Raw genomic sequence first — 25,412 nt, 5'->3', positions numbered from 1 at the left:
ATTCCAAAAAATGACTATTACAAACTATTTTCCTTTGTGAATTTCACAATCTCCGAAATATGGCCAAACGCCAAAGCCACAACAGTATCCGCCGCTCCATAATAGATGGCAATCTTATCTTCTTCAATGGAATGCAATGAAGCACAGGGAAACACCACATTGGGGACATCGCCTATACATTCATAAGATGTTTGTGGTGACAATAGATAGGGCTGTGTTCGATAGGTTACTTTTGAAGGGTCATTTTTATCCAAAATTGCAGAACCCATAGAATATCTAAAGCCATTGCAGGTATTGATCACTCCGTGGTAGAACATCAACCAACCTTCATCCGTTAAAATAGGTACGGACCCCGCACCAATTTTGGTACATTGCCAAGCACTATCCTCAAAGGGAGAGGCTTTCATTACCACACGATGTTCGCCCCAATATTTCATATCTGGACTATAACTCAGATAAATATCCCCAAAAGGTGTATGTCCATTATCGCTAGGCCTACTTAGCATAGCATATTTACCGTCTATCTTTTCAGGAAAGAGCACGCCATTTCTGTTGAAGGGCAAAAATGCATTTTCGCATTGAAAAAATTCCTTGAAATCAAATGTATATCCTATGCCAATTGTTGGGCCGTGATAGCCATTGCACCATGTTATCCAATAGCGATCTTCAATGAAAGTGACCCGCGGGTCGTATTTATAGGCCGACTCAATCATTTGGGTGTTTCCATCCTTAAAATCTATGGGGCTGTGCTCAATGTTCCAATGAATTCCATCTTTACTGAACCCTGCAAATATGTTCATTTGAACCGCCTTGTTGTCACATCGGAACACCCCAGCATAACCATCTTTAAAAGGTACTACGGCACTATTGAAAATACTGTTGGATGATGGAATGGCATCTCGTCGAATTATGGGGTTTTTATCATAGCGCCAAACAACATCCTTACTCGAAGCGGGTCTATCTTGCCATGGAATTGAACTCATATTTTTATTTTTTTGGAATCTTATACATTGAACTTTTTATACGGGTTTAATTGGGGATTTTTCGAACCTTATCCAACCAAGTAAATTTTAAAATTGCAGAGGTAACCAGAAAAACTGCCAGTGAAATCCATGTTTTGGGATAGTCCCTAATCAGAAAATAAATGGGAAGCAGTATCATGCTCGATTGCCAAACAATCCCAACGGTACAGTTTACCATATCCATCTTAAAATCAGTATTCTTTTCAAAACTGGAATCTTCATTTTTTAACTGTTCCAAAACAGGTTTCCACCAGCCCCAGGGTTTGACCGAGGCATAAAAGGATTTCAGCACGTTCATTTCGGTAGGCCTTGAAAAATAGGTACCCAAAAAGGACCCAAGGAGCGAAAAACCAAATATCAAAGGGAAGAGATATATGGCGTGTACATTAGAAAGCTCGTATAAAAGCGACCCTTCTTCAAAACTTCCTTTGTATTGGTCCAAAAAGAATTGAAGCGTAGCGATGAGCAAACCTGCTAACATGCCCCAAAAATAGCCCCAGCCATTAAAGCGCCACCATACCCACTTTAAAAAATTAGCAGCTACGTAGCCGCCATACAGAGCGCTGGTAATCCAAAGGGTCAATGAGTTAATGGAATCCGCAAAGAAGCCCATGAAAACACCAAGAATAACTACACCGAACGAAGCAACATAACTAGCTTTAATGTAGTGTTTGCTCGGAGCTTCTGGCTTAAAATATTTTTTATAGATATCGTTTACGATATAGGCAGGTCCTGAGTTTACGAACGCAGAAAAAGTGGACATGAAGGCAGCCAGCAGACCAGCCAACATCAGTCCCTTTATGCCCACGGGAATATGGTTGTTGATGACCTTGGGGAGAATGATTTCCAAATCTCCGCCGGATAAATTGGGATCTGCAGCCATTTGCGGTCCCAAAACCACCAAAGCGATGACTACAAATCCCGTGATCAATAAATATCGGGGTATGAATAAGATCAAGTTTGTAAATCCACTCATATAAGCTGCTTCTTTCACCGATCTTGTGGATAAAATCCGTTGAAAATCATAACTGGGTACTGGGCCGGCAATACTGGCAAAAAAACCTTTGAACAAGGTCATTCCAATTAAGGCTCCGAACATTTTATAGCCCTCGGAATCAATCAGGTTATTAAATGCTTGAAACTTGCTGCTCCAATGTGGGCCAAGTTCATTGCTGAAAAAGATATTCTTCCATTCTTCTGAAATAACTGAAGTGATCTCCATATCGCTAAACGTAAAAAAAGTATAGCCTGCCACTAAAATACCTGCGATAACCATAATTACGTACTGCAGTACTTCGGTAGCAACTACAGAAAACATCCCTCCTTTGATAGTATATAAAGTTGTGAGGAAAATAATGATGAGAGCATAGGATTGGTCGGAAGTCAAGATGAGGGTTTCTCCAATTTCCAACGGAATGTTCCAAGGCAAGATCACAGTCATGAATTTACCAATACCTTCAAAAAAATAAGCGATGAAACCTACCGCAGAAACCACTGCAAAAATGGCAACGATACTGTGCGAAGCCCTACCTGCTTTACCATCACCAAAGCGGGTAAGAATCCATTCAGAACCTGTCATGATGTTTGAACGCCTTATCCAGACCGCCAAGAAAATCATGATAAATACTTGGTTCCAAACGGGCCAAAGCCACATGAACATAAAGCTTTTTGCCCCATAAAGGAAGAGGATGCCCACCATCCAAGCAGTACCTGAAATATCAAACATTCCAGAACCATTGCTCAAACCCAGATAATACCATTTTATATTATTCCCGCCCAGAAAATAGGACTTAAGCCCTTTGGAAGCCTTTTTTGAAACCCAAATACCCACAAAAAGGGTGAGCAGCACGTAAATTACAATAATCGAAATATCTATTACATCCATAGAGTGGTCTAATTTATGCCCCACATTTTATTGGGTTCTGGTCCCATTTCAAACTCCAGTGTACCGCCCGCTAAAATTTCCGAATGATCGATATAAGTACGCTCCAACAATTTGCCATTCAATTTTACGGATTGAATGTACTTGTTGGTTGCTGAAGTATTTTTTGCGATAACTTCGAATTTCTTGTCCCCAGAAAGTGTGATGGTCGCCTTTTCAAAAATCGGGCTTCCGAGTTCGTACTGTCCCGAAGCTGGGTTCATGGGATAAAAACCGAGGGAACTAAAGACATACCATGCAGACATTTGTCCGCAGTCTTCATTGCCGCTCAATCCATCTGGTTTTGTACTATATTGGGTGTCTAAAATTTCGCGTACCCAATACTGCGTTTTCCATGGATGCTGAGCTCGATTGAACATATAGGCTATGTGATGGCTAGGTTCATTGCCATGGGCATACTGCCCAATTAATCCTGATATGTCTGCAGAAATATTGTCTCCGGAAATTTCTGAAGTTTCGGTAAAAAGTTGCTCCAACTTTTTGGTAAAAGCGTCATTTCCGCCATGAAGCCCAATAAAGTCAGCAACGTCGTGCAATACAAACCAGCTGTGTTGCCAGGCATTACCTTCGGTATAATCTGTATGTTCGCGATGGTTTGAATATTTTGGGTCAAAGGGTTCGTTCCAACTTTTTCCATCTACTGATTTACCTCTCATAAAACCTGTTTTAGCATCAAAAAGGTATTGATATGCTTTAGACCTTTTCAAAAAATAGTCATGGTCATCATTTTTTCCCAATACTCTGGCCATTTGGGCCACACACCAATCATTATAGGCAAATTCCAAGGTGATCGTTACGGATTCATCCAATTCGGTAAACGGGATGTAACCGTATTTTTTATAAGGACCAAGTCCACGAATATCACCCATCATGGTTTCTCGAACTGCTGCATAGGCCTTTTCAATATTAAAACCACGAATTCCTTTTAAAAAGGCTTCACAGATGACCGAAACACCGTGATTGCCCGTCATAGTATCGGTCTCGTTACCATAAAGTGTCCATACAGGCAACCTTCCCTGTTCATCGTAATAAGCCAACATGGATTGTATGATATCACTTACCTTCTCTGGATGTAGTAGATTTAAGAGGGGGTTTTCCGCTCGGAACGTATCCCAAAGCGATAAGGTAGAGTAGGTCTTTCCACTTGTCTTGACAATACTATCATTTTGCAACCGAAACTCGTTATTGACATCGCTAAAGAGAACAGGGGCAATTTGAGTATGGTATAGTGCAGTATAAAAGATGGTTTTTAGAGAATCGATAGGTGTTTCCACTTGGATCTTAGCCAACAAAGATTCCCATTGTTTACTGGTCCGATTTTTGATTTCCTCAAAATTTTGTTCGGCTCCTTGTTGTCGTAAGTTTTCTTTTGCATTATCGATACTAACCGAGGACAGCGCAACTTTGACATCGACTGTTTTTAAAGAATCCTTTGTGAAAAAGAACTGGCCACCTGTCTTTTTTCCTTTGACGGAGCTCATGCCCTCCACTGCTTTTCCATCGGTAACCAATTGATGCGTTGTAATGGGTTTTGAAGTTTCAATCACAAAAAACACTTTTTGATTTTTTGCCCATCCTGTACTAAAACGATAACCTACCAAACGATTTTCATTTTCTACTGCGATATGACCTTCGGTTGGTTTGTCCCAATTGACCGCAAATCCTAAATCAAGAATAAATGAAGGATTATTTTCCTCCCTAAAAGTATATTTATGGAAGGCTACATAGTCATTGGCCGTTAGGGCTACATCAACCTTGGGTTCTTCGAGATAGACTTCATAATACCCCGGCGAAGCAAGCTCGCTACTGTGTGGAAAGCTTGAAGTATAGGGAAGGCTATCCCTAGAAGTTCCAAAAAGGGTTACATCAACAGATTTGTTTGTTGGCATCAACAATACATCGGTCAAATCGCCAATACCCGTACCGCTTAGGTGCAATTGACCAAAACCAGAAATGATTGAATCGCTGATATGATACCCTGAACACCAGTCCCAACCAGTAATACCGTTACCTGGACTGGGTTGTACCATTCCAAATGGAGCGGTAGCACCGGGAAAAGTGTGGCCGTGGCCTCCTGTGCCAATAAATGGATTAACATAATCCACAAGACTTTCCCTGGTTTCTTGTTTAGGTTCATTCTTGCAAGAGGTATAACATGTTCCTAAAATCAATACAAGTATTAGGACATGCCCTCTTTTTAAGATGTGTGATGTGCTTTTCATCTACATTTTTAATAAAATAAACCTTGTTTCATAGTGTTCTATGAGCATCGGCTTGGTCAATTGCTGTATTTCTTCTCCGAGTACGTTGACCTCATACACTTCTTTTGCCCCAGTTTGATTCATTAATGCATTGATGTCTAAAATCGCATGGTCACCTTCTGTTTCGCGAAGGTGAAGTATAACACCATCGTTTATAGCTGTTGGTTTTGCATTCACAAGAAGTAGATTGGATACGCCGAGATTCAGTACGGACTTACTTAGTGTTTTTTCAGTTGTTGAATCTTTCTCTGGTGAAATAACACGACCCGCCATACCAACACGATTACCCCACCCAAACTTAGTAGCAAAGGTGTTTGATGTATTTGATGATGATGTCAAGAAATAACTCCATTTCATTTCGCCATCTTGACTGGCTCTAAAATTAGTCACCCAATAATTATTCAACACCCAAGAATAAATGTGTGGGCTTTGGGGTTTGCGCTTGTAGTAAAATCTACCTGTATTGATATCACCAAAATGTACCAAAGGCACATCATTACTGCTAAATAGAATTTGCGCCTCATTATTCTGTACTGCTGCAAAATTTTGAATAACGTTCCAATCTGCAGATGTACCTTCCAATTGATTTACCCCAGGATTAACTGTACCTCCCTGAACATCAAAAGCCAACTCATCATCATCGCTCATTTTAAAAGGAAAGGCAATGTATACGCCTTCAGGTGAAGTTACCGGTAACTTTACCATGCTATAAGAGAGTTCTATTTTTTTGGACGTGTTATAGAGTCTTATTTCTAGGTTTACACCTCTTTCGTCCGCACATCCTTCTATTTTTCCATTAACGGCGACACTGTTCCACAGTGCATTTTTCTTAATGTCAGAAACCGTAATATCGGTTAGGCCGCTTATTTTTCTCTTAATAGGAACATATACCGTATCCCTACTGGTATTGGTAAGCCGTTCCATGGATTTACGGTCTTCGGGTTCTTCGTAGATGAATTCGCCAAGTTTTGTTGAACTATCCATATCTACCAATTCCTTGTTCAACTCTTTATCAAAAAGGCTTGTGACCACCCCTTTTTCACGGTCTATTTTTAAGCGATAGTATTCGTTTTCAAGTATGGAGTTGTCATGCTCTGTTACTTTATCGGTCTGCTTATCCTTTTTATCTTCAAGAATGATACGAAAAGTTGCATAGCCCATGGGGGGTATATTAGTGGCCCATAAGGTATAGTTACTTCCATCGGCTCTGCTCGATATACGCTGTATTTGAATGGCTTTTCCATTCTCATCAACAAGTTTGTAATCACGTCCTAAAGGCAGTAATTCATGGTCTATATATACATTTACCAATCCGGATCGTTCCCAATTTAATGTATTGAATACCGCTACTGTTGGGTATTCTCCTTTTGGAACATGTTGTTGTATGAGTCCTAGCGCTTTTTCCCTAATCAAGCTTGATTCTTTATAGGCAGTCCAAGCATAGGCTGATTTTTGCCCCCATTGGACAACAGAGTTTTCACCCAATGGGTCTGTGATACTTTCCGCGGCACCAAAGGTATGCTCATCGTAAAATAACAATTCATCATAGGCCTTTTCAATCTCTCCATTGATGGTTTTAGGAAGTTCTGACCCCATGAGATAGGACATTGATAGCAGCCCCATATTCCCTATCATTTGAGAATGTGCCGTTCTTGCTGTTTTGGTTTCTCGAAACGCCGATCCGAAGCCGTCGGTCCACCAATCGGGCCAAGCTACTTTTTTTACGGGAAGTTCTTCGGCCAGATGTTTCTCAACATAGAGCATAAACTCGCTGTCCAAAGAAAGTTTTAGCTTGGGCCATTCGTACTTTTCGTTCCATTCTTTTACAATATCGCAAGCTATTGTGGATGGCGGCGAATTATCGGTCAAATAGCCTGAAAATTGAAATGCCGTTCTGTTGTACGGATAGCCTTTGTCCTCCAATTTGCTAAGGTAGCTTGAAAGATTCGACCTGAACTGGTCCATCTTTCCACTGGTCAAACTTAACGCATTACCATGCGTATAATGCTCACTTCGATAGGCCAAAAGTCGGTTACCTGAATTGGATTCCCACCAAAATGAAGTGGGCTTGTTAAAGGGAACATGGGCACGATGACCATGTTGCCCCATAGTCAAATATTTTACACCTGTATTTTTGTACAGATCGATCATGGCCCAACCAATACCATTCACATCATTTTGCATGGCGGTAGTAACATCGATTCCCTTTTCTTTGAAATGCTTTAAGGCCTGTGTTTGCATGGCCAATGCGGTTTCATCAATAATTTCCGAGAAGTTGAAGAACATGCCCGTTACTTCGATACGCCCCTCTTTTATGCGTTGTAATAGTCTATCTATCTGGCTCTTTGGTCTATTTTTCAAATACTCCCTAACGGTCCATGAAGCTTCGCAGGTCCATCGGAACTTGGCTTCGTCTGGATAATCATCGGTCTGATCACAATAATCCAAAGCCGTGTCAATAAAGCGCAGGTGCTCCGCTAAAATTTCGGTTTGAGATCTTGTGTAGCCGATATCCGTATGTGAATGCTGTACCAAGTTGATGGTCCACTCCCGTACAGGTTCAACCGTAAAACTAAGTTGTTCTTTTTTATTCCCTATTTTTAATTCCACATCCATTTCAGTAGGTGACTGTACTGCCGGTACCAAAAAATCCAACTCATTAAAACCTGTGTTGATCTTATATTTCTGCTTATTGTTTGATGCCGAAATGCTAGCCGTAGTTGGTTTTTTAAGATGCATCAATTCAAATCGGACACTATGAAAGAGCTTACCATCTTTCTTTACGACTACCTTTAACTGTTGTGTTCTAATTTTTTCACCAAGCTCACGTTTGAAAGTCATAAACCATTCGTTACTATCATTATCAACACCATCTATTTTCAATACCACTGGCTTGCCCTTGGTAAAATAGGAATCTGGAACGGTAAGTACGGCTGTACCCATTTCATCTAGATTCATATCTATCATTGAACGGTTGAATTGCAGTACGATACCGTCTTTTCCCTTTAATGTGCGCAATTGCTCATTACTATTTGGTGATGAAAATCTAAGTACCTTTTTATCATTAACGTAAAGGTCGAACTGCTGGCTTGGAGATTTTGCACCAATACCATAGCCCCAAATAAATGATGCTGTTGGCTTTGTATAGGAAACGGGAATTACCTCGGTCTCCCATTCAATTGGATCGAAACTTGACTTTGCCCTTGTCAAAAGACATTGGTCAAGATTTGAAAAAGGGGAATGGTATGCGAAATTGGCACCAGAGATAGATGCCTTATAACCGGCAAAATAATTGTCTTGTGCATAGGCATTCGGCACAAAGACAAATACGAATACGAATATGCTCAACAATAAAGTGAAAAGATTTTTATTTACTTTCATTTTGTTAGATGTTTTGTTTGGAACCTTCCAAAAATTCATTTTTTTCATTTAATTTTTTTTCAACCTGATTTATCTACTTTTATTTTAATTTCTACAAGCTTATCTGTAGGCTTTCATATACCTATAAATTTTATTCGTTTCGTAAAGCTAGAACAGGATTTATCCTGGCAGATTTCCAACTCTGCCAACTTACCGTTGCTGAACTTATTATAAAGGTGATTATTCCTGCCAAAGCGAAAACCCACCAACTAATTCTTGTTTGTACTGCAAAGTTCTCTAGCCAATTCTGAATGAAAAAGAAAGCCAACGCACTACCAATGAAGAAGGCAATAACGACCCATTTTATAAAGTCTTTGTTCAACAAGACCAATACTTCCCATATTTTGGCCCCGTTTACTTTCCGAATCCCGATTTCTTTGATCCGTTGTTGGGCAGCTTGGATGGATAAGCCCAATAGGCCTAAAATTGCGATTAGTATTGCCAAGATGCAAAGGGCACTAAAAAGATTACCAAAACGTACGTTTCCATTATATTGCTCTTCGTAATGACCATCAAGAAAATAGTAATCAAACGAACTGGTTGGAAAAGATCTAATCCATTTATCATTTAAATAAGAAACAACTTCATCGGTCTTCCCTGTGTATCGAACAATAAAATAATTATAACGCCCCCAATCAGATTTGGTACAATAGAAGAATACGGGTTTAAAATTATGGGTAGGGGATTGTTGTCTATAGTTTTTTAATACTCCAATGATGGTCACCGCCTCCTTCCGGTAGAGCTCTGGTAATTGAATGTGCTTTCCAACGGCGTCATCGGGGCTTTCAAAATTTAAAAGCTTTGCCATTTCTTCATTGATTAAAATTTTACGCCAAGGGTCAGATGTTTCATCAAAATCGACTCCAGCTGCCATTTCTAAGTCTAATGTTTCAACATAGTCATAATCAATATACCCCCCATCTGTTATTTCATGAATGGGAGTGTCAATATCGGTTCTATCGACCATATACCCCATATCCATAAATTGACCCGGGATATCGCTACTGGCCGTAACATTGATAATCGATGCATTTTCTGAGAGTGATTCTCTGAACCTATATAATCCTTTTGGACTTGAATCACTACCTATCGGAGGTTTGATAACCATGGTTTGACTTAAATCAACTCCAATTTCTTGGGAACGCATAAATTGAACCTGCTTATAAACCATTATAGTACCAATCAATAACACAACCACTGTTATAAATTGGAAAACCACCATAGCACGTTTAAACCTTGAACCTGAACTTTTTGCATCAGGTTTTAATAAAAAATCTGGATTGTTTACAAAAAAGAAAACTGTTGCAACAAGCCCTGAAACAAAAGTGCCTATCACCAAGATTCCTACCAATACCAATGAAATGAGTCCAGTGCTAAAAATGAAGCCCATACCCCCATTGTCGAAATAGGTATTGATCAACGGGGTGGCCAGAAGAATTAATAGTATGGAAAAACATATTGAAATCAGGTTTACAAAAAATGCTTCAACTATAAAATGAAAAATGACTTGAATTTTTCCAGCACCAAGTATGGTTTTTATACGTGTAGTCGCATTTCGTTTTGTAGCCAATGAAGTACTTATATTGATGTAATTCAGCCAAGAGATAATTATGATAAAAAGAGCTATTATAAGCAGATATTTGGTTTCTGCTCTACTTCCCTTTTTCTCGTGTTCCCATTGTAAAGGTTCGTTTAAATGAATTTCGGGAAAATGCACCAGTTCCATATCATAGTTTAAGTCGCCTTGGGCCACTACACCGCTTCTCTTAAAGAAAACCTCCATGATGCGGTCTTCCATTTTTTCAACATCAATGTTTTCTGCTAAGTGTAAATAGGTATACGAAATGGCATAATTCCATGAATTATCCAATTCCTTCCATATCTGTTTTTGAGTCTCCATAGAAATCAAAAAATCGAATTGAAGATTGGAATTATCAGGGATATCATAAAAAATACCGGTAATCTCGCACTCAAATGGACTACCACTGGTTGACATCGTTAAGACTTTTCCCAACGGGTTTCCACTCCCGAAATACTTTTTGGCAGCACTTTCAGAAATGACCATTGTGTTGGGGCGATTCAATACTTCGTTGATAGCGCCCACTTTTAGTGGATAATCAAAAAATGAAAAAAAGGTAGAATCGACTATAAAAACATTGGGCTCACGATATTTTAAAACTGATTCATCATCCTTGGCATAACTTACAATTCTTTCTGACTGATAGGTAAGTATCCTCACATAATCAAGAACTTCTGGTAATTCCTCTTTCAATGTAGGGCCGTATCCGTTATCCGTAGTTGCATAGGTACTGGTATATCCATTATCAGTCCCGTAAATTGAGTGCATACGGTATATATTTTTGGCATTCGCATGCATACCGTCATAACTATTTTCAAATCGATAATGCATGAAAACGATTATAAACACTGCAAAACCAGTACTTAGCCCTATGATGCATAAGGAAAAGACAAACTTGTGTTTCAAAAAAAGACGGACTACTGTTTTTAAATCATTATAATTCAACATTTACCAATCATTTTCATTTATTAATTATTCTAATAAAGGGGCAACACTTAAATTTCTATTTATGTAATATCAATACAATTGACAATAACAGTTACACTTATTATATATAATTTACTTCTTCTTGGACAACCAATAATTCTCGATTTCTTCCAAGGTCTTTCCTTTGGTTTCAGGTAATACTTTTATGATGATATAAATTGCAGGAATCATGCATATCGCAAAAAACCAAAAAGTACCATATGCTTTAAAATTCTCTAAAAACCAAGGTGTCATCTGTCCTATAAAAGTGGCCCCCAACCAAATAGCCATCGTTGCCATTGACAATGCCTTTCCTCTAACTTTTAAAGGATAAATTTCTGCCATTAACACCCATAAAACCGGACCATAGGAGAAAGCAAAACAAGCAATGAACAAGAGAATAAAGGTCATGAGCAAATAGGTGTTTTCCACTTGCAGGAAGAATAAAAGTCCGACTACTATAAGGGAAATTGTAATCCCAATAACTCCATATATGAGCAAAGGTTTTCTACCCAAATTATCTATTTTCCATAAGGCCATAAACGTGAACAACACATTTACAAAACCAATAATGACTTGCCCCCCAGCGCTTCACCCAACTGCAAACCTCCTTCTTCCAAAATTTTTGGACCAAAATAGATGATGGCGTTGATTCCGCTCAACTGACTTAGTATTGCCAAAGAAATTCCGATTAACAAGGCTATTTTGAATGAACCTGAAAACAGTTCCTTGATTTTTACCGATCTTTTTGATAATACTTCCTCAACATTTTGTATTTCATTGTCTGCTTCTTCTGCATCAGTAAAACGCAATAATATTTTTTTGGCTTTTGTCGTTTCTCCATTCATAATCAACCACCTAGGGCTTTTTGGAATGATCAAGAGCAAAAGCAGAAAGATGACAGCTGGAATGATTTCACTCCCCAACATGGCTCGCCATACTTCAGAAACATAAATTTTTCTGACCATTTCGGAACTCTCTTCAAAGCCGTTGGAAGTGGAAAGCGACAGTAAATATGAATTGACAAAATAAGCCACTAAAACACCTGAGGCGATAGCAAGCTGATACAGTGCAACCAATCTGCCCCTATTTTTCGCTGGGGCGATCTCAGAAATATATAGCGGTGACAGCATAGATGCGATACCGACCCCCACTCCGCCCAAGAGACGATACAAAACCAATTCCGTAAACGTACCAGATATGGTACATCCTATGGCAGAAAGTGCGAAAAATATACCTGAGGTTACCAATATATTTTTTCTACCATATTTATCACTCAGTATTCCCGCTATCGATACTCCTAGAATGGTACCTACAAGTGCTGAACTTACATACCACCCTTCCATTGAGGTACTAAGTTCAAATTGCGCTTTTACCAAGCTGATGGTGCCTGATATAATGGCAGTATCGTAACCAAAAAGAAATCCACCTAAGGCAGCAATCAGAGCTAGAAATGTGATATTATTCTTCAAAATGAAATTATTGCATTAACTATTCTTTTTCCAAAAGTGAAAGCGCTGCTTTCATATATCCCATGGCATAGGCCATACCGGCATACCATGGTGCATCGCAAGTCATTTGGGGGGTATGGTCGGGAATCAACACGCCATTAAAGTTATTTTTCTTTAGGATTTTCAGAATCTTGAACATATCAATATCACCTTCATCCACAAAAACCTCTTTATAATTTGGCACTTTACCTACTACATTTCGAAAATGGATGTAACTGATTTTATTTTGTTTGCTATAGGTATCTGTAGCCTCATATACATCACCCTCGGTCATTTCGGCTATTGAGCCCAAGCAGAATTCCAAATTATTTGACGGACTTGGATGCATATCGATAAGTTTTTGATACATGTCTGGTTGATATATCAATCTTGGAGTTTCCCGAACATAGGGCATAGGCGGATCGTCCGGGTGAGCTGCTAACTTCACACCAGCTTCCTCAGCAACAGGTATTAACTCGTCGAGGAAGTATTGCAACCTTTTCCATAATTCATCATGATTAATTTTAGGAATACTTCCTTCTGGGGCATTTACATCATAAATCATGTTCCAGACCATTCCGTTGGGTATGGGGGTGTTATCTACCCCTTCCATCCCTACAGATATGGCCTCACCCCTTGCATACGGTTTTTGCAAGCGTGATGATACGCCCGCCAATGAAAAATTATACCCGAATGTAGGGATACCAACTTCACCTACATTGCGTATGAGCTGTTTTAAATTGGCCATTTGCTGTTCTTTCTTTGGGCCATCCAGCAAAATGTCATACCATTGGGCAGGATCAAAATTTTCAATAGCCTCTAATTCGAGTCCGTGGTCGTTGACTTCTTTTTTTATTGCTGCCAACTCTTTACACGACCAAATCTCATCGGGATTCCCTGCTTTTCCCCAACCCGCTTTTCCGCCAATGGGCTGGTCAGCATTTTCTTTATTATGTCCAAAATAATCAACCATGTGAATGACCAAATGTGTAGCGCCACATTGTTTGGCAAAATTGTAATGTTTGGTGTTCAACATATGACGGTATAAACCGAATCCTAATTTCATTTCTATCCAATTTTAATTTAAAAAAGTGATACACACAGGCGATAAAATTTCTCTGGTACGGTATGTTTCCGATAAACGCCCATCTTTCTCGATTTTATACACCACAAGGTCATGCGAATTTTGATGTCCCGCCAATAACCATTTTCCATCTGGTGTGATATTAAACTCTCGCAGTTCCTCTCCTCCAGTACGAGTTATTTCAAGAAGCTCAAGTGTATCTTCAATAATTTTAAAAATGCTTATCGCTTCCAAACTTCTATTTGCAACATATAATACTTGTTTATTGGGATAAAACCGTATTGCCGAAGCACTTGGAATACCTTTAAAATCCATAGGCAAGGATGCATATGTTGCAATTTCTTGAAAGACACCGTCCGAACATTTGAGAACGGAGACATTTGCTGTCAGCTCATTTATTACATAAGCGATACTTCCATCTATATTAAAAACAAGATGACGGGGACCTCCACCTTTGGTAACCTCACAATCCTTTTCTGGGTTAGGTTTTAAGATACCATCCGTAAAAGTGTAGGCTTTAACCGTGTCGACACCCAAGTCACATACATAAACATCTTTTTGATTGGGATGAACTGCAACATGATGTGCATGGGGTGCTTCTTGACGAATCTTATTGCTACCTGAACCGCTGTGACGGTATTCCCTTTGAACACTTTTTAGTTCTCCAGATGCCATTAAAGGAAATTGAAGCATATTGCCCGTACCGTAGCAGGCAGTTAAAATCGTATTTTTAAATAGCGACAAATGGCAAGGATATGTACCCAATATAGATTGTTGATTCAATATTTGGAGCGAATAATCACTATGTATTTTATAGGCTTGCACTTGTGGGGCTTCAGTAATATCCAACTCAGTAGTACAGTATAAAAATTGGTTATCCATACTGATGGTCAAATAGCTTGGGTTACGGGAACTTTGAACGCTAACAGTGTACACTTCTCCGGTTTCTTCATTAAGTTGAACCGTATAAATACCTTTCCCTGTACCACCAAAATCGGGATTCAAATACTCAGTATAACTGCCTATGAAAAAAGTAAGTAACGCCATTATTTAAAATGTATTAAGTACACATTGTTTTTGAGCAATGTCTTAGTTTTTTCTTTTTGGTCTGGGGTCATATTGTATTGTATGATTCATATATGCACCATCAATATAAATATCCGCACCGTTAATATAGTCTGCTAAATCACTGGCCATAAAAGCAACTGTATTGGCTACGTCGGCAACATTGCCAATTCTACCTTGGGGAATCCATTTTTCAAACTTTTCCTTACCAAAGTTTTCGATTTCTTTACGATTCATATTGGTTTCTATAGCTCCAGGAGCGATGGAAACTACTCTAACATTGTTGTCTGCAAGTTCAAGGGACAAACACTTTGAGAACATTTTCAATCCGGCTTTTGCCGAACAATAATGAATTAATCCTTTACGCGGTACAGTGTCATGAATTGATGAAATATTGATGATAACGCCTCCTCCGTTACTCTCCATACGTGCAGCTGCTTCTTTAGAACATAAAAAAGGTCCCTTTAGATTTACGTTAATCACATTTTCCCATTCTGCTTCCTCCATGTCCAAAATATGATTTACCGTCTCGCAACCTGCATTATTTACAAGAATATCGATAGTCCCGATTTCTTCATCCATTCTAAGAAACATTTCTTTTACTTCATCAGCCTTGGTTACATCTGCACCGCCTACTGCTACTGTTGAACCAAAGGCTTCACGTATTTCTTTCGCCACTGTTTCTGCCTTGTCCTTGTTTTGATTGTAATTGATATAAACATCCGCTCCACATTTTGCCAAGTGTCTGCAAATTTCCGCACCAATGCCTTGACTGCCTCCCGTAACCAAAGCCTTTCTTCCTTTCAAATCAATCTTGTTCATTGTTTTAGGTTTTTACTGACCCTTTTTATTCACTTTTGATGAACTGCTCTGTCAAATAAATCTTTGACTCCTTTATGGAGTTCTTTATACTGTTCTTTGTTTAAATCAAAATGTTCACAGTCCGAAATATGGGTATTGGATTTCTCCACGATAATGAGTTCACAATCTTCAGTCATAGCAATATTGTGCCACATATTTTTAGGAATGTTATAGGTCTTATTAAGGTGCATCAACTCCATTTCATATTTCACACTATCGCCTTCAATTATTGCAGCAATCAGTACCGCATGGCCTTTCATGAGGATAAAAACTTCATCGGTTTCCCGGTGCACATCTAAACGCATTATGGCATCGATATGCTGTTCGGACATATAATTTAACTGTGCTACTTGCCAGCCGTCACGTATTAAAAAAGGATGGTATCCACTTTTTTTAATTTCATAAGATTCTATCATATAAGCATCAACATTACTATGTTATCTGTTTTTACCGTCACGCCAATGTTTTTCAATTTCTTCTAGTGTTTTGCCTTTTGTTTCAGGCACAAATTTCCAGATGAACCAAATTGCGGGAAGTGTAAATGCCGCATAGAGAAAGAACGTACCGGAAGGCATAATTTTTTCAATCAATATGGGATTTGTCAGTGTTATCACAAAACCAGTCACCATAAGGGAAAAACTACCAATACCTACCGCTAATCCTCGGATACGTGTTGGAAAAATTTCACTGATGATTACCCAGACAATCGGCCCAAATGAAAAAGCAAAACTGGCTACATAGAGCAGTAGTGGAATGATGACGTATTTTGACCCAATGGCAAAAAGAAGGCCAACTCCTGCCAAAGAAATAAAGGCTCCTGTAACCCCGATCAAAAGCAATTTTCTTCTTCCAAATTTTTCGATATTCAAAATGGCAACAAAAGTAAAAGCTGAATTGATGACACCCACAAGAACGGCACCTAGAAACGAACTTTCAACACTTTGAATGGATTCGTTTATGATATTTGGTGCAAAGTACATGATAGCCGCAATGCCACTGAGGTGCGAAAACATAGGCAACAAAACACCTATGACCAAAGGCATTCGCAAATAGGGCCGTAGCAATTCTTTGAGACCACCAACTTCTTGACTTTCCAAGCTTTTGATTTCCTGAATTTGTGCTTTTGCGTTTTCGAGTCCGTTAATCTTGATCATTATCTGCTCTGCCTCTTGGTTGCGACCTTTACTGATTAACCAACGTGGGGTTTCCGGCACCAAAAAGAGCAACCCTAAAAAGAGTAATGCTATGGGCACTTCTGTACCAAACATTCCCCGCCAAAGCTCATTAACGAACAACCATTCAAAAAAGCCAGAAGCGTCATTGGAAATGACTCCTGCGGCGTCTCCGGCATTGTTAAGAACCGCCCAATCAATTAAAAAGGCCAATAAAATTCCCAAGGTTATTGAAAGCTGGTATAAAGACACCATTTTACCCCGATTTTCAGAAGGCGAAAGTTCAGAAATATAAATCGGCGCAACCACCGAAGTTATTCCAACACCTATACCCCCTATAATGCGTACTATGATCAAAAAGTTAAATGCGGTATCGAGGTCAGAAGTAATCCAAAAGGGATTATTTGTATCTCCAAGAAATTGAGGAGGCAGCATAGACCCAAATGCAGATAGGGCAAGGCATATAGCTGCTAAAATCAATGCTTTTTTTCTTCCCAGAACATCGGTTACCGTTCCTGCTATGACACACCCTAAAATAGTACCCAATAATGCAGAGGATACTACCCAACCAAGTTCAACAGCTGACAGCTGAAAATGTTGTTCTAGAAAAGCATTACATCCAGATATGATGGCAGTATCATAACCAAACAAGAATCCTCCAATGGTAGAAACAAAGCTTATCCCCAATAAATAATTTGATTTTCTAGTTGTCATGTCCCTTGATGATACATTACATTATTCCGAATTTATCAAAGGCTTCAACTGTACTCATACCTTCTTCCAAAGCTTTCTTGACCAACTGTTCGCCACGTGCCTTCTCAATGGCTCCCATAAAAGCTTTATCCTCTACCTCTTTGGGCACCACCAGAACACCATCTCGATCACCGTACACAATATCCCCATCGTTTATTCTAATTCCCCCAATTTCAATGGGAACACGATAGTCGATCACTTTACCCCTAGGCCCTTGATCTTGGGCATAGCCTCCAAAGGAAAATGTGGGAAAATTAAGCTTTAACACTTCATTGGTATCTCGGGACCAACCATCCAATATGGCACCTGCCGCTTTCAACTTCATTGCGCGGGTACTCATTAGACCACCCCACAAAGCATATCTGGGCGATGCTCCCGTGCAGATATATACTTCATTTTCCTTAAGGTCGTCCAGTGCTTCGAACATGAGGCCAAATGGCTTTTTCATCAATGGGTTCTTTGTAATGGTTGCACTTTCTTCGAATGTATCCGCTTCAAGTACAGTCATTGCGCGGCCTATTACCACAAAGTCATCATTTATCGGTTTAATATTTGGTGGAAGAAACTGTTGCTGATATCCTAATGTATCCAGTACGTCTCCCACAAGAGCAACAAACAGTTCTTCTTTGGCTATTTGGAAAAGTTCTTTATCATTGTTCCAAATGGATTTAGTCTCGTTCATGTATAATTCTTAAGATTTTGAATTCTGATTTATGTGCCGTTTTTGGTTGTTGTTAAACTGCCTTTACTTGAAACCTTCGTTACCAGCGCAATTACATCACGTGATTAAATATCCAACGAATAAGAGAATCCAATAAAGAGCGATACTTTTTGAAGAAAATAAATCAGGGACAGTAAATCACTAAACCATCCCTGATATTAAAAAAACTAAACTAACTCAAAATATATCTAATTACTCCTCTTTATTCCAAATTACACCTTGCAGCTCCCCGTCATAATTACCGGTTTCATCCTTGAATTTGATACCATTGACTCTATCCAATGGGAAATAAATTTGCAAGCCTGCTTCACTACCATCAATATCGGCATTAAATTGAGCAGGTGTAAGCGCCAAATCCCAAAGACGGAAATCTCTCATTGAACCGTCAATTTTCTGACCAAATCTGTTGGCTCCTAAATATATCTGGTCTACTGGACAACAATCACTGGGAGCAGGTATGTTTTCTTGCAGACCTACTTGTTCACCATCAACATAAACAGCGGTTGTTTGAGCTGCATCATCATGAACAATTGTAATCTGTAGCCATTGTTCAGGTTGTAACGTGAGTGCAGGGAATGTGGGTCCGGTAAAACCATCGTCTAAGTTGAAGGTATAATTCCATCCTCCTCCTGAATTTAAGAGGTTCTCTTCTGTTAACTCAGTATACCCATTAACTCTAAAACCTAATACATTCAGTTCAAGCGCATCTCCAATTCCTCCGGGGTAGAATAAATCCGTCAATCTCATTTCGAACTCAAAGGTATAATCGCCTTGTGGCACATAGTACGGGGTTATTCTAAAACCCTGCATGCTATCATCTTGATCATCGACATAAAAACCATTTGCACCGCCCACCAAGTTATCATTGACAAGTGCAACAACGTCTAAAGCAGCAGCAGCAGCATCTATATCTGACTGACGTTCCGCATCTGTTCTTGCAGCTGAACCGGCAGCAATCAATCCATCTAAATATGCAATAGTACCAATTGGGTAGTCCCCGTTTTGATCGCCTTCCACAATGGTGTCCTTAAACGCAGTCAAATCTGAAATTGCAGCGTCTAGAGCTGAATAATCCAGAACTATAAAAGGTGGTTCCGCAACCCATTCTACATTTCCATTAAGCGTTGCTGTGTAAACACCGGTAACATCCACAAAAGAGTCCCCTAAATCCGATCCGAAAGGAAAATAGGCTTCTAGTCCATCTTCCGTACCATCAAACTCGGCAGTAGCATTGGTCTGAATTGCAGCTTGGTCCAATGCAGCGTCCCATACAGTAAATTCACGCACCAATAAGTTGGCAACCCGTTCTGGAAACCCAGGGTTTGTTCCAATTGTTAAAGGTATATCCGTATTGCCAATAGCCCTATCCCCGGCTTGTGCTACCTGAACACCATTGACATAAGCTGTTACCAATGAACCACCATTGGAGCTTGTAACCGCCACATCGATCCATTCACCACTGGTAAATGTTCCTGCAGGTATTTCTATAACAGTAAATGTTCCTGCTGTTTGGGTATTCCCAACGACGAGCTGAGCATTACCATCTATGAAATATCTAAGTTGAAAACCATTTCCTGGCTGATCAATTTTTGCAAATAAATTACTGGAAAAAGAATTTGCGTTTAGGTCTACAATATAAAACTGTGCTTGTAATGTAAAATTACCTTCGGAAATAAACGTGTTGAGGTTTTCTGAAATACCAATGGAACTACCTGCTTCTTGTCTTATATATGGTATTGCCACTGCCACCAAGCTTTCTCTATAGGCCTGAATTCCCGCGTTCATTTTTATGACAGCATCATCGACATCTGCTTGAGAATCTGAACTGGCTATAATTTTTTCGACCGCAGCAATGATAGTTTCCAAAATTGCTTTGGAACCTGGCTGTTGATCTCCTGCATTAATACCTTCTTCAGTATTGCTTATTAAAGTTCTGGCTTCTGCTATTGAGGCTTCAACTGCAGCAATATTAAAATTCCCACCGCCCGTTGTATCGTCATCGTCGTTGCAGGAAATGGCCACAAAAAGAAAGAGTGCCAGCGTAAGACATCCTGCCGTTATTTTGGTTATTTTATTTTTCATGGTTTTTTTTTAAAAATTACTATTCATCAATCCGCCTGATTTTGTTTTGGTATCCGCAGTATCCCACCACAATCTTGCATCCATACGATTTGTTTGTATGGTATTAAATTGTGATGGCATTAATTCTGAATCCAAATCATGGGCTTCATCGGGGTAGCGCAACCTTTTTACCCAGGTATCTTGAGCTACCGTAGCATTACTACTGACCCCATCCACGGGCAAAGTTATATCTGGATAATCCGTCCTTCTAAAATCGGCCCATGCTTCTGCTCCATTGGGAAAATTAGCAATCCATTTTTGGGTAATCAACTGCTTCAGTTGAGCCTCGTTGGAACCTGTGAGTGTTGGTACGGCCGCAATATAGGCAGAAGCCTGACCAGGGTCGACACCAACATGATCCATGGACGCCTGTATACCTTGCTGATACAAACCATTGGCATCGCCAGGAACCCATCCCCTTAGTGCAGCCTCGGCCTGAAGGAACAGTACTTCTGAATAAAACATAATAGGCTTATAAAGAAGTATTGCACCTCCATCGCCAACAAAGTCAATGTATTCACCATCAAAATCCTCCGTCTTCATGGTGGCAAAATCCACGGCGTCTTCAGGAACGATATCAAATCCGTTTTTCACTCCAACAAAATCCCCACCATTTAGTGGAGATGATTCGTTGTACGCCAGCCATCTGCTTGCCCGAGGGTCTTCAAAACCGGCTTCACTGTACAAATAGTTTGTAAAGGTCTCGGAAACCCTAATATTGACAAAAATATTTGAAATTATATGGAGGTAATCGTAAAAACCATCTCGCCAAAGCGGTATACGAGCAACGTCATCATTTGTTGTCATCACACCTAAATTGATTGCTGCTGCTGCCTCGGCCTGTGCTTTACCCGGATCTACATTGGCCAAACGCATGGCCAAACGCAGACGAAGGGAATTGGCAAAACGCTTCCATTTCTCTGCATCACCGTTATATATTAAATCATCTTCACTTAAGGTAACCTGACTTTCATCGCTCGAATCAATGACCTTAACTGCTGCATCCAATCGATCGAACAAGTCATAATAAATTTCCTGTTCTGGACTGTATGGCACATCATTGATACCTTTGCCAGCATCAAAATAAGGAAGGTCTCCATAGGCGTTGAGCATTCGAACCCATTCAGCTACTATCCAAATATCAAGTTGCGCCAAAACGTTCGTGTATACGGGATCTTCCCCATATATATCAATTAATGTATTTGCTTCTTGTAAGGTCTGGGTATAAAACTCCAACCATTTATTCCTGAGCCAAGGATTAACATATTCATACCTTGGGGATTCAAAACCATCTACGAGATTACCCCAATATTGCGCATAAAAATCAGCAAAAAGATTGACGTTACGCTGATAGTTACGTGTTGGATTCTGTAGAATAGGATTAAACAATGATCCAAAAGTTGGCGTATTGACTATAGTGGGGTTTGTATTGGTTTCCACAAAGTCTTCGGTACAGCCCATTATGAAAATGGCTGAAATCATTGTGATTATTAAACTTTTTATTTTCATATCAATCAATTTTATAGATTAAGGTTAAGTGCAAATCCTATAGATCGGGTCACCGGTACAGCAGAAAAATCAAAGGCCTGTGCCCCGAAGGTTGAATTAAAAGTCGCATCCGGTACAGTACCCGGAGTATCACGATATAAATAAAATAGATTCCGCCCTATTAATGACAAACGTGCACTCTGAACAAATCCAATTTTATCTAAAACCTGTTTTGGAAAAGAATAACTTAGAGAAAGTTCGGCTAATTTCATGAAAGAAGCATCGTATATAAATTCTTCGTCAATACCTGAAACCCTTCCCCAGTAAGCATCAGGTGACACAATTTGAACATTGGGGCTTCCGTCCGCTTGATTGCCCGCAGCAAAGAAAGGTTCACGACCCAAGCTTATTGATTTCAAAGAGTTTCCCGAGCCTGTGGCATTGGCTTCTGTTATCGATAGTATATCCCCCCCTTCTTTCATGGCAAAAAGGGCACTTAACGCAAAATTCTTATAGTTGGCATCTATACCAATCGAACCACTAAAATCTGGTTGAATATTACCTAATTTCACATCCTCTTGGGTCTCAACGGGCAGCCCATCTGCACCTATCACCATTTCTCCATTAGCATCTCTTACGTAAGCCGAACCGTAGATATCACCTAACCTTTCACCTTCGGTATTCCTAATCGTGTTTGAAAAATTGATATCCCTAAAAAATTCCCCATCATCTTCGGGTGTTAGCAATTCTTCCAATATCCCTTCATTTTTGGCAAAGTTAAAGGTAAGTCCCAGATTGAAATCATCGGTTCTGATCGGCACTACCGTTGCGATCAACTCGATACCCTTATTGGTAATTAATCCAGCATTATCAAATATGGAATTAAATCCAGTAAAGCGTTGATCCGCAATTTGAACTATCTGATTTTTTGTTCGTTCATCATAATATGTAGCTTCCAATGAAAACCTATTATCAAAAAGTCTCACATCGATACCAGCCTCATAGGTGGTAGAAATTTCAGGTCTTAAATCAGCAATTACACCAACACTTGGTGTTTCCGATGCTAATAAACCAAAAGCGCCCGGTGTATATCGAAAAACAGGATTAGTATTGTATGGATCAGTATCTTTACCCACCTGGGCCCACGATCCCCTTAATTTTAGATAGTTTACCCAATTTGGAAGTTCTGTCATTTCGGACACCAGTGCACTTAATCCTGCAGAGGGATAAAAGTAAGAGAACTCGTTATCGGTTCTTAATGATGCCAGTGCCGATGACCAATCGTTCCTTCCCGTTGCCGTTAAAAACAAATAATCTTTGTATGAAAAATCGACAAAACCATACAGGGACTGAATTTCCCTACTCGAGAATTCCTGACGAACCGTGATGTTCGTTCCAGCATTCAAGAAAAAATCATTGGGCGAGACCAGCTTGCCTGAACGCGCATCCAAAGCCTCGAAACCATTTTTCATAAGATTACCTCCAGCACTGACCGTTAAGCTAAAGTCATTGTTTAAATCCTTATTAAAGGTTAATAAGAATTCCATGTTTTCTTCCTTAAAAAACTGTTCGTACGTATCGATATTCGGCCTAACTGTAGGAGCAACATTATCCTCATAGCGCTGGCCAAAAACACGCTGGTACCTAAAAAAGTCCAGTCCATACTTTAAGCGTAGCGTTAAATTATCGGAGAACTTAAAATTGCCCGCCAAATACCCAAACATTCTGTTTCGCTCATCATTGTTGACTTGCTGTATCTGAACAAAATAGGGATTTCTTACATTGGGATTGGGGTTGGCCGTAAGTGGTCTATTGGGACCGTACAAAATCTCTGTGGGAAAGCCGTTGACCACCTCAAACCCAGGCGACAAATCTTCTGTTCTGATATTGGCGGGAGTAGCATACAATTGGGATATATAGCTATAAATACCAACTTCCGGTCGTTGCTGCCCTCGGGTTCTGAAATAGGATACTTTTGCATCTACATTCAACCAAGGCGTAATATCTTGGGAAGCCCTTAAATCAAAGTTCAATTTTTTAAGCCCACTATTTTGATACACTTCCTCGTTATTATCAGATAATATCGAAGCCTTAAAGTTTCCATTTTCGCTTCCCTTTGTAAACGATATGGAATGTCTTGTATTTACAGCCGTTCGCATGAAGTCTTCAATAAGCCTGTTATTGGCCTCGTAAGGCAAATTCTCCCCTGTCCATGCCGGTCTGAGTTGCCCGTCGAATCTTGGCCCCCAAGCATTTCTTGCATCTGGACTATAGACCCCTTCAACACCCTGACCATATTCTTTTTGCAAATCAAGAAAATAAGCGCCCTGAGAAAACGTGGTAGTCCCTGTATAGCTGATACCCAAGCCTGCACCTCTTTTACCTGTTTTTGTGGTAATCAAAACAACACCATTTGCTCCTCGTGAACCGTATAATGCAGCAGCTTGCCCACCTTTTAATACAGATATAGATTCAATATCGTCCGGATTGATATCAATGACACCACCCCCGTTGGAAAAGCCGCCGAAAGTATCTTGAGCATCGCTAGTGTTTTCTTCAGTGGAAAATGGGACACCATCGATGACCCACAATACCTGATCATCCCCTTGTAATGAACTTGAACCCCGCAACTCCAATCGTGCATTACCGGTTATACCACCTGAAGTGGTAACGGTAACTCCGGCTACTTTACCTTGTAAAGCGGTATTAATATTCCCGTTAGAGGCTCTAACTAAATTTTCAGACTCAACCTGCTGGGTTGCATAGGCGAGTGCCTTTTTCTCTTTGGTAATACCCAATGCGGTCACTACGACTTCATCCAATAATTCGGTGTCGGTTATTAAAGCAACATTGATTGTGGATTGTCCATTTACAGGAATTTCCTGACTTGCAAAGCCAACATAGGAAAATACCAATACGGGGTTGTTCCCTGTCACTGTAATGGTGTAATTGCCATCAAAGTCAGTTTGAACTCCATTTGTAGTTCCTTTTTCTATAATGGTAGCTCCCGGCAAGGGAGTTCCATTCTCATCGGTAATCGTACCTGAGACAGAATTTTGAAAATCATCTCTCGTTTTTTCTTTTGTGTGCCCTTTAGGAACAATGGCACCATTTTCACCTAATAATATCTCATTACCCTTGACTAAAGGACCAATAAGAACAAATAATGTCAGCGTCAATATTCTAATTGCTTTGCGACACCATTTATAGTTAGCAGTGCATGACTTCATAAATAAAATAGTTTATTTGGTTAATTAATTGAGTTAATTAGAACAACTATCAAAAAATTGATATGTTCCTATGTTCAAACATATTAATTTTTAATGAGTTTAGCAAGGAAGTAAATAGTAATTATTCAAAGTTCATTATTATTTTAAAAAATAAGCAGTGAAATATTTCAACTTTATTGTATTAAACTATTCTTTTTATGAAGAATTGACAATTCAACTAAACAGCTTTTTTTAGCA

Annotated in this window: 16 protein-coding genes; all 16 read right to left on the bottom strand. The window is 39.6% G+C overall.

Annotation, left to right across the window (positions count from 1 at the left end):
- Positions 1–17: 17 nt before the first annotated feature.
- The 16 genes from LV716_RS10840 to LV716_RS10770 all read right to left on the bottom strand — a co-directional run bounded on the left by LV716_RS10840 (position 18) and on the right by LV716_RS10770 (position 25,175).
- Positions 18–983 carry a glycoside hydrolase family 130 protein gene (locus tag LV716_RS10840; RefSeq protein WP_163417753.1) on the bottom strand — a complete coding sequence of 322 codons (966 nt, stop codon included), beginning with the start codon at positions 981–983 and terminating at the stop codon, positions 18–20.
- Between the two features lie 46 nt (positions 984–1,029).
- Positions 1,030–2,907 carry a sodium:solute symporter family protein gene (locus LV716_RS10835; protein WP_163417752.1) on the bottom strand — a complete coding sequence of 626 codons (1,878 nt, stop codon included), beginning with the start codon at positions 2,905–2,907 and terminating at the stop codon, positions 1,030–1,032.
- Between the two features lie 8 nt (positions 2,908–2,915).
- Positions 2,916–5,186, bottom strand: a complete 2,271-nt coding sequence (locus tag LV716_RS10830) for a GH92 family glycosyl hydrolase (protein WP_163417751.1) — start codon at positions 5,184–5,186, stop codon at positions 2,916–2,918.
- Positions 5,187–8,606 carry a glycoside hydrolase family 38 C-terminal domain-containing protein gene (locus tag LV716_RS10825; protein ID WP_163417750.1) on the bottom strand — a complete coding sequence of 1,140 codons (3,420 nt, stop codon included), beginning with the start codon at positions 8,604–8,606 and terminating at the stop codon, positions 5,187–5,189.
- 130 nt (positions 8,607–8,736) lie between these two features.
- Positions 8,737–11,172: an ABC transporter permease gene (locus LV716_RS10820; protein WP_163417749.1), complete on the bottom strand. Its 2,436-nt coding sequence runs from the start codon at positions 11,170–11,172 to the stop codon at positions 8,737–8,739.
- A gap of 111 nt (positions 11,173–11,283) precedes the next feature.
- On the bottom strand, positions 11,284–11,730 hold the full coding sequence (locus tag LV716_RS18470) for an MFS transporter (RefSeq protein ID WP_255674254.1): 447 nt from the start codon (positions 11,728–11,730) through the stop codon (positions 11,284–11,286).
- 17 nt (positions 11,731–11,747) lie between these two features.
- Entirely contained in the window at positions 11,748–12,662 is a 915-nt protein-coding gene (locus LV716_RS10815) for an MFS transporter (RefSeq protein ID WP_255674253.1), read from the bottom strand.
- A 19-nt stretch (positions 12,663–12,681) separates the two neighbouring features.
- Positions 12,682–13,746, bottom strand: a complete 1,065-nt coding sequence (locus LV716_RS10810; protein ID WP_163417748.1) for a mannonate dehydratase — start codon at positions 13,744–13,746, stop codon at positions 12,682–12,684.
- A gap of 12 nt (positions 13,747–13,758) precedes the next feature.
- Entirely contained in the window at positions 13,759–14,811 is a 1,053-nt protein-coding gene (locus LV716_RS10805; RefSeq protein ID WP_163417747.1) for a lactonase family protein, read from the bottom strand.
- 42 nt (positions 14,812–14,853) lie between these two features.
- The gene (locus LV716_RS10800; protein WP_163417746.1) at positions 14,854–15,651 is read right to left on the bottom strand and encodes an SDR family NAD(P)-dependent oxidoreductase; all 798 of its coding nucleotides are present in this window, start codon (positions 15,649–15,651) and stop codon (positions 14,854–14,856) included.
- A gap of 29 nt (positions 15,652–15,680) precedes the next feature.
- Complete coding sequence (locus LV716_RS10795) at positions 15,681–16,106, bottom strand: hypothetical protein (RefSeq protein ID WP_163417745.1); 426 nt, start codon at positions 16,104–16,106, stop codon at positions 15,681–15,683.
- A 21-nt stretch (positions 16,107–16,127) separates the two neighbouring features.
- Positions 16,128–17,576 carry a sugar porter family MFS transporter gene (locus LV716_RS10790; protein ID WP_163417744.1) on the bottom strand — a complete coding sequence of 483 codons (1,449 nt, stop codon included), beginning with the start codon at positions 17,574–17,576 and terminating at the stop codon, positions 16,128–16,130.
- 16 nt (positions 17,577–17,592) lie between these two features.
- Positions 17,593–18,297 (bottom strand): RraA family protein, encoded by a 705-nt coding sequence (locus LV716_RS10785; RefSeq protein ID WP_163417743.1) that lies wholly within the window; start codon positions 18,295–18,297, stop codon positions 17,593–17,595.
- Between the two features lie 231 nt (positions 18,298–18,528).
- Positions 18,529–20,418, bottom strand: coding sequence for a LamG domain-containing protein (locus LV716_RS10780; RefSeq protein WP_163417742.1), 1,890 nt, complete (start codon positions 20,416–20,418; stop codon positions 18,529–18,531).
- Between the two features lie 9 nt (positions 20,419–20,427).
- Positions 20,428–21,966, bottom strand: a complete 1,539-nt coding sequence (locus tag LV716_RS10775) for a SusD/RagB family nutrient-binding outer membrane lipoprotein (RefSeq protein WP_163417741.1) — start codon at positions 21,964–21,966, stop codon at positions 20,428–20,430.
- An 11-nt stretch (positions 21,967–21,977) separates the two neighbouring features.
- On the bottom strand, positions 21,978–25,175 hold the full coding sequence (locus LV716_RS10770) for a SusC/RagA family TonB-linked outer membrane protein (protein WP_163417740.1): 3,198 nt from the start codon (positions 25,173–25,175) through the stop codon (positions 21,978–21,980).
- Between the last annotated feature and the right edge of the window lie 237 nt (positions 25,176–25,412).

This window comes from Flagellimonas sp. HMM57 (genome assembly GCF_021390175.1).
Taxonomy (GTDB): domain Bacteria; phylum Bacteroidota; class Bacteroidia; order Flavobacteriales; family Flavobacteriaceae; genus Flagellimonas.
Note: the sequence above shows the minus strand (reverse complement) of the source record. Positions and strands in the feature narration are given on the sequence as shown.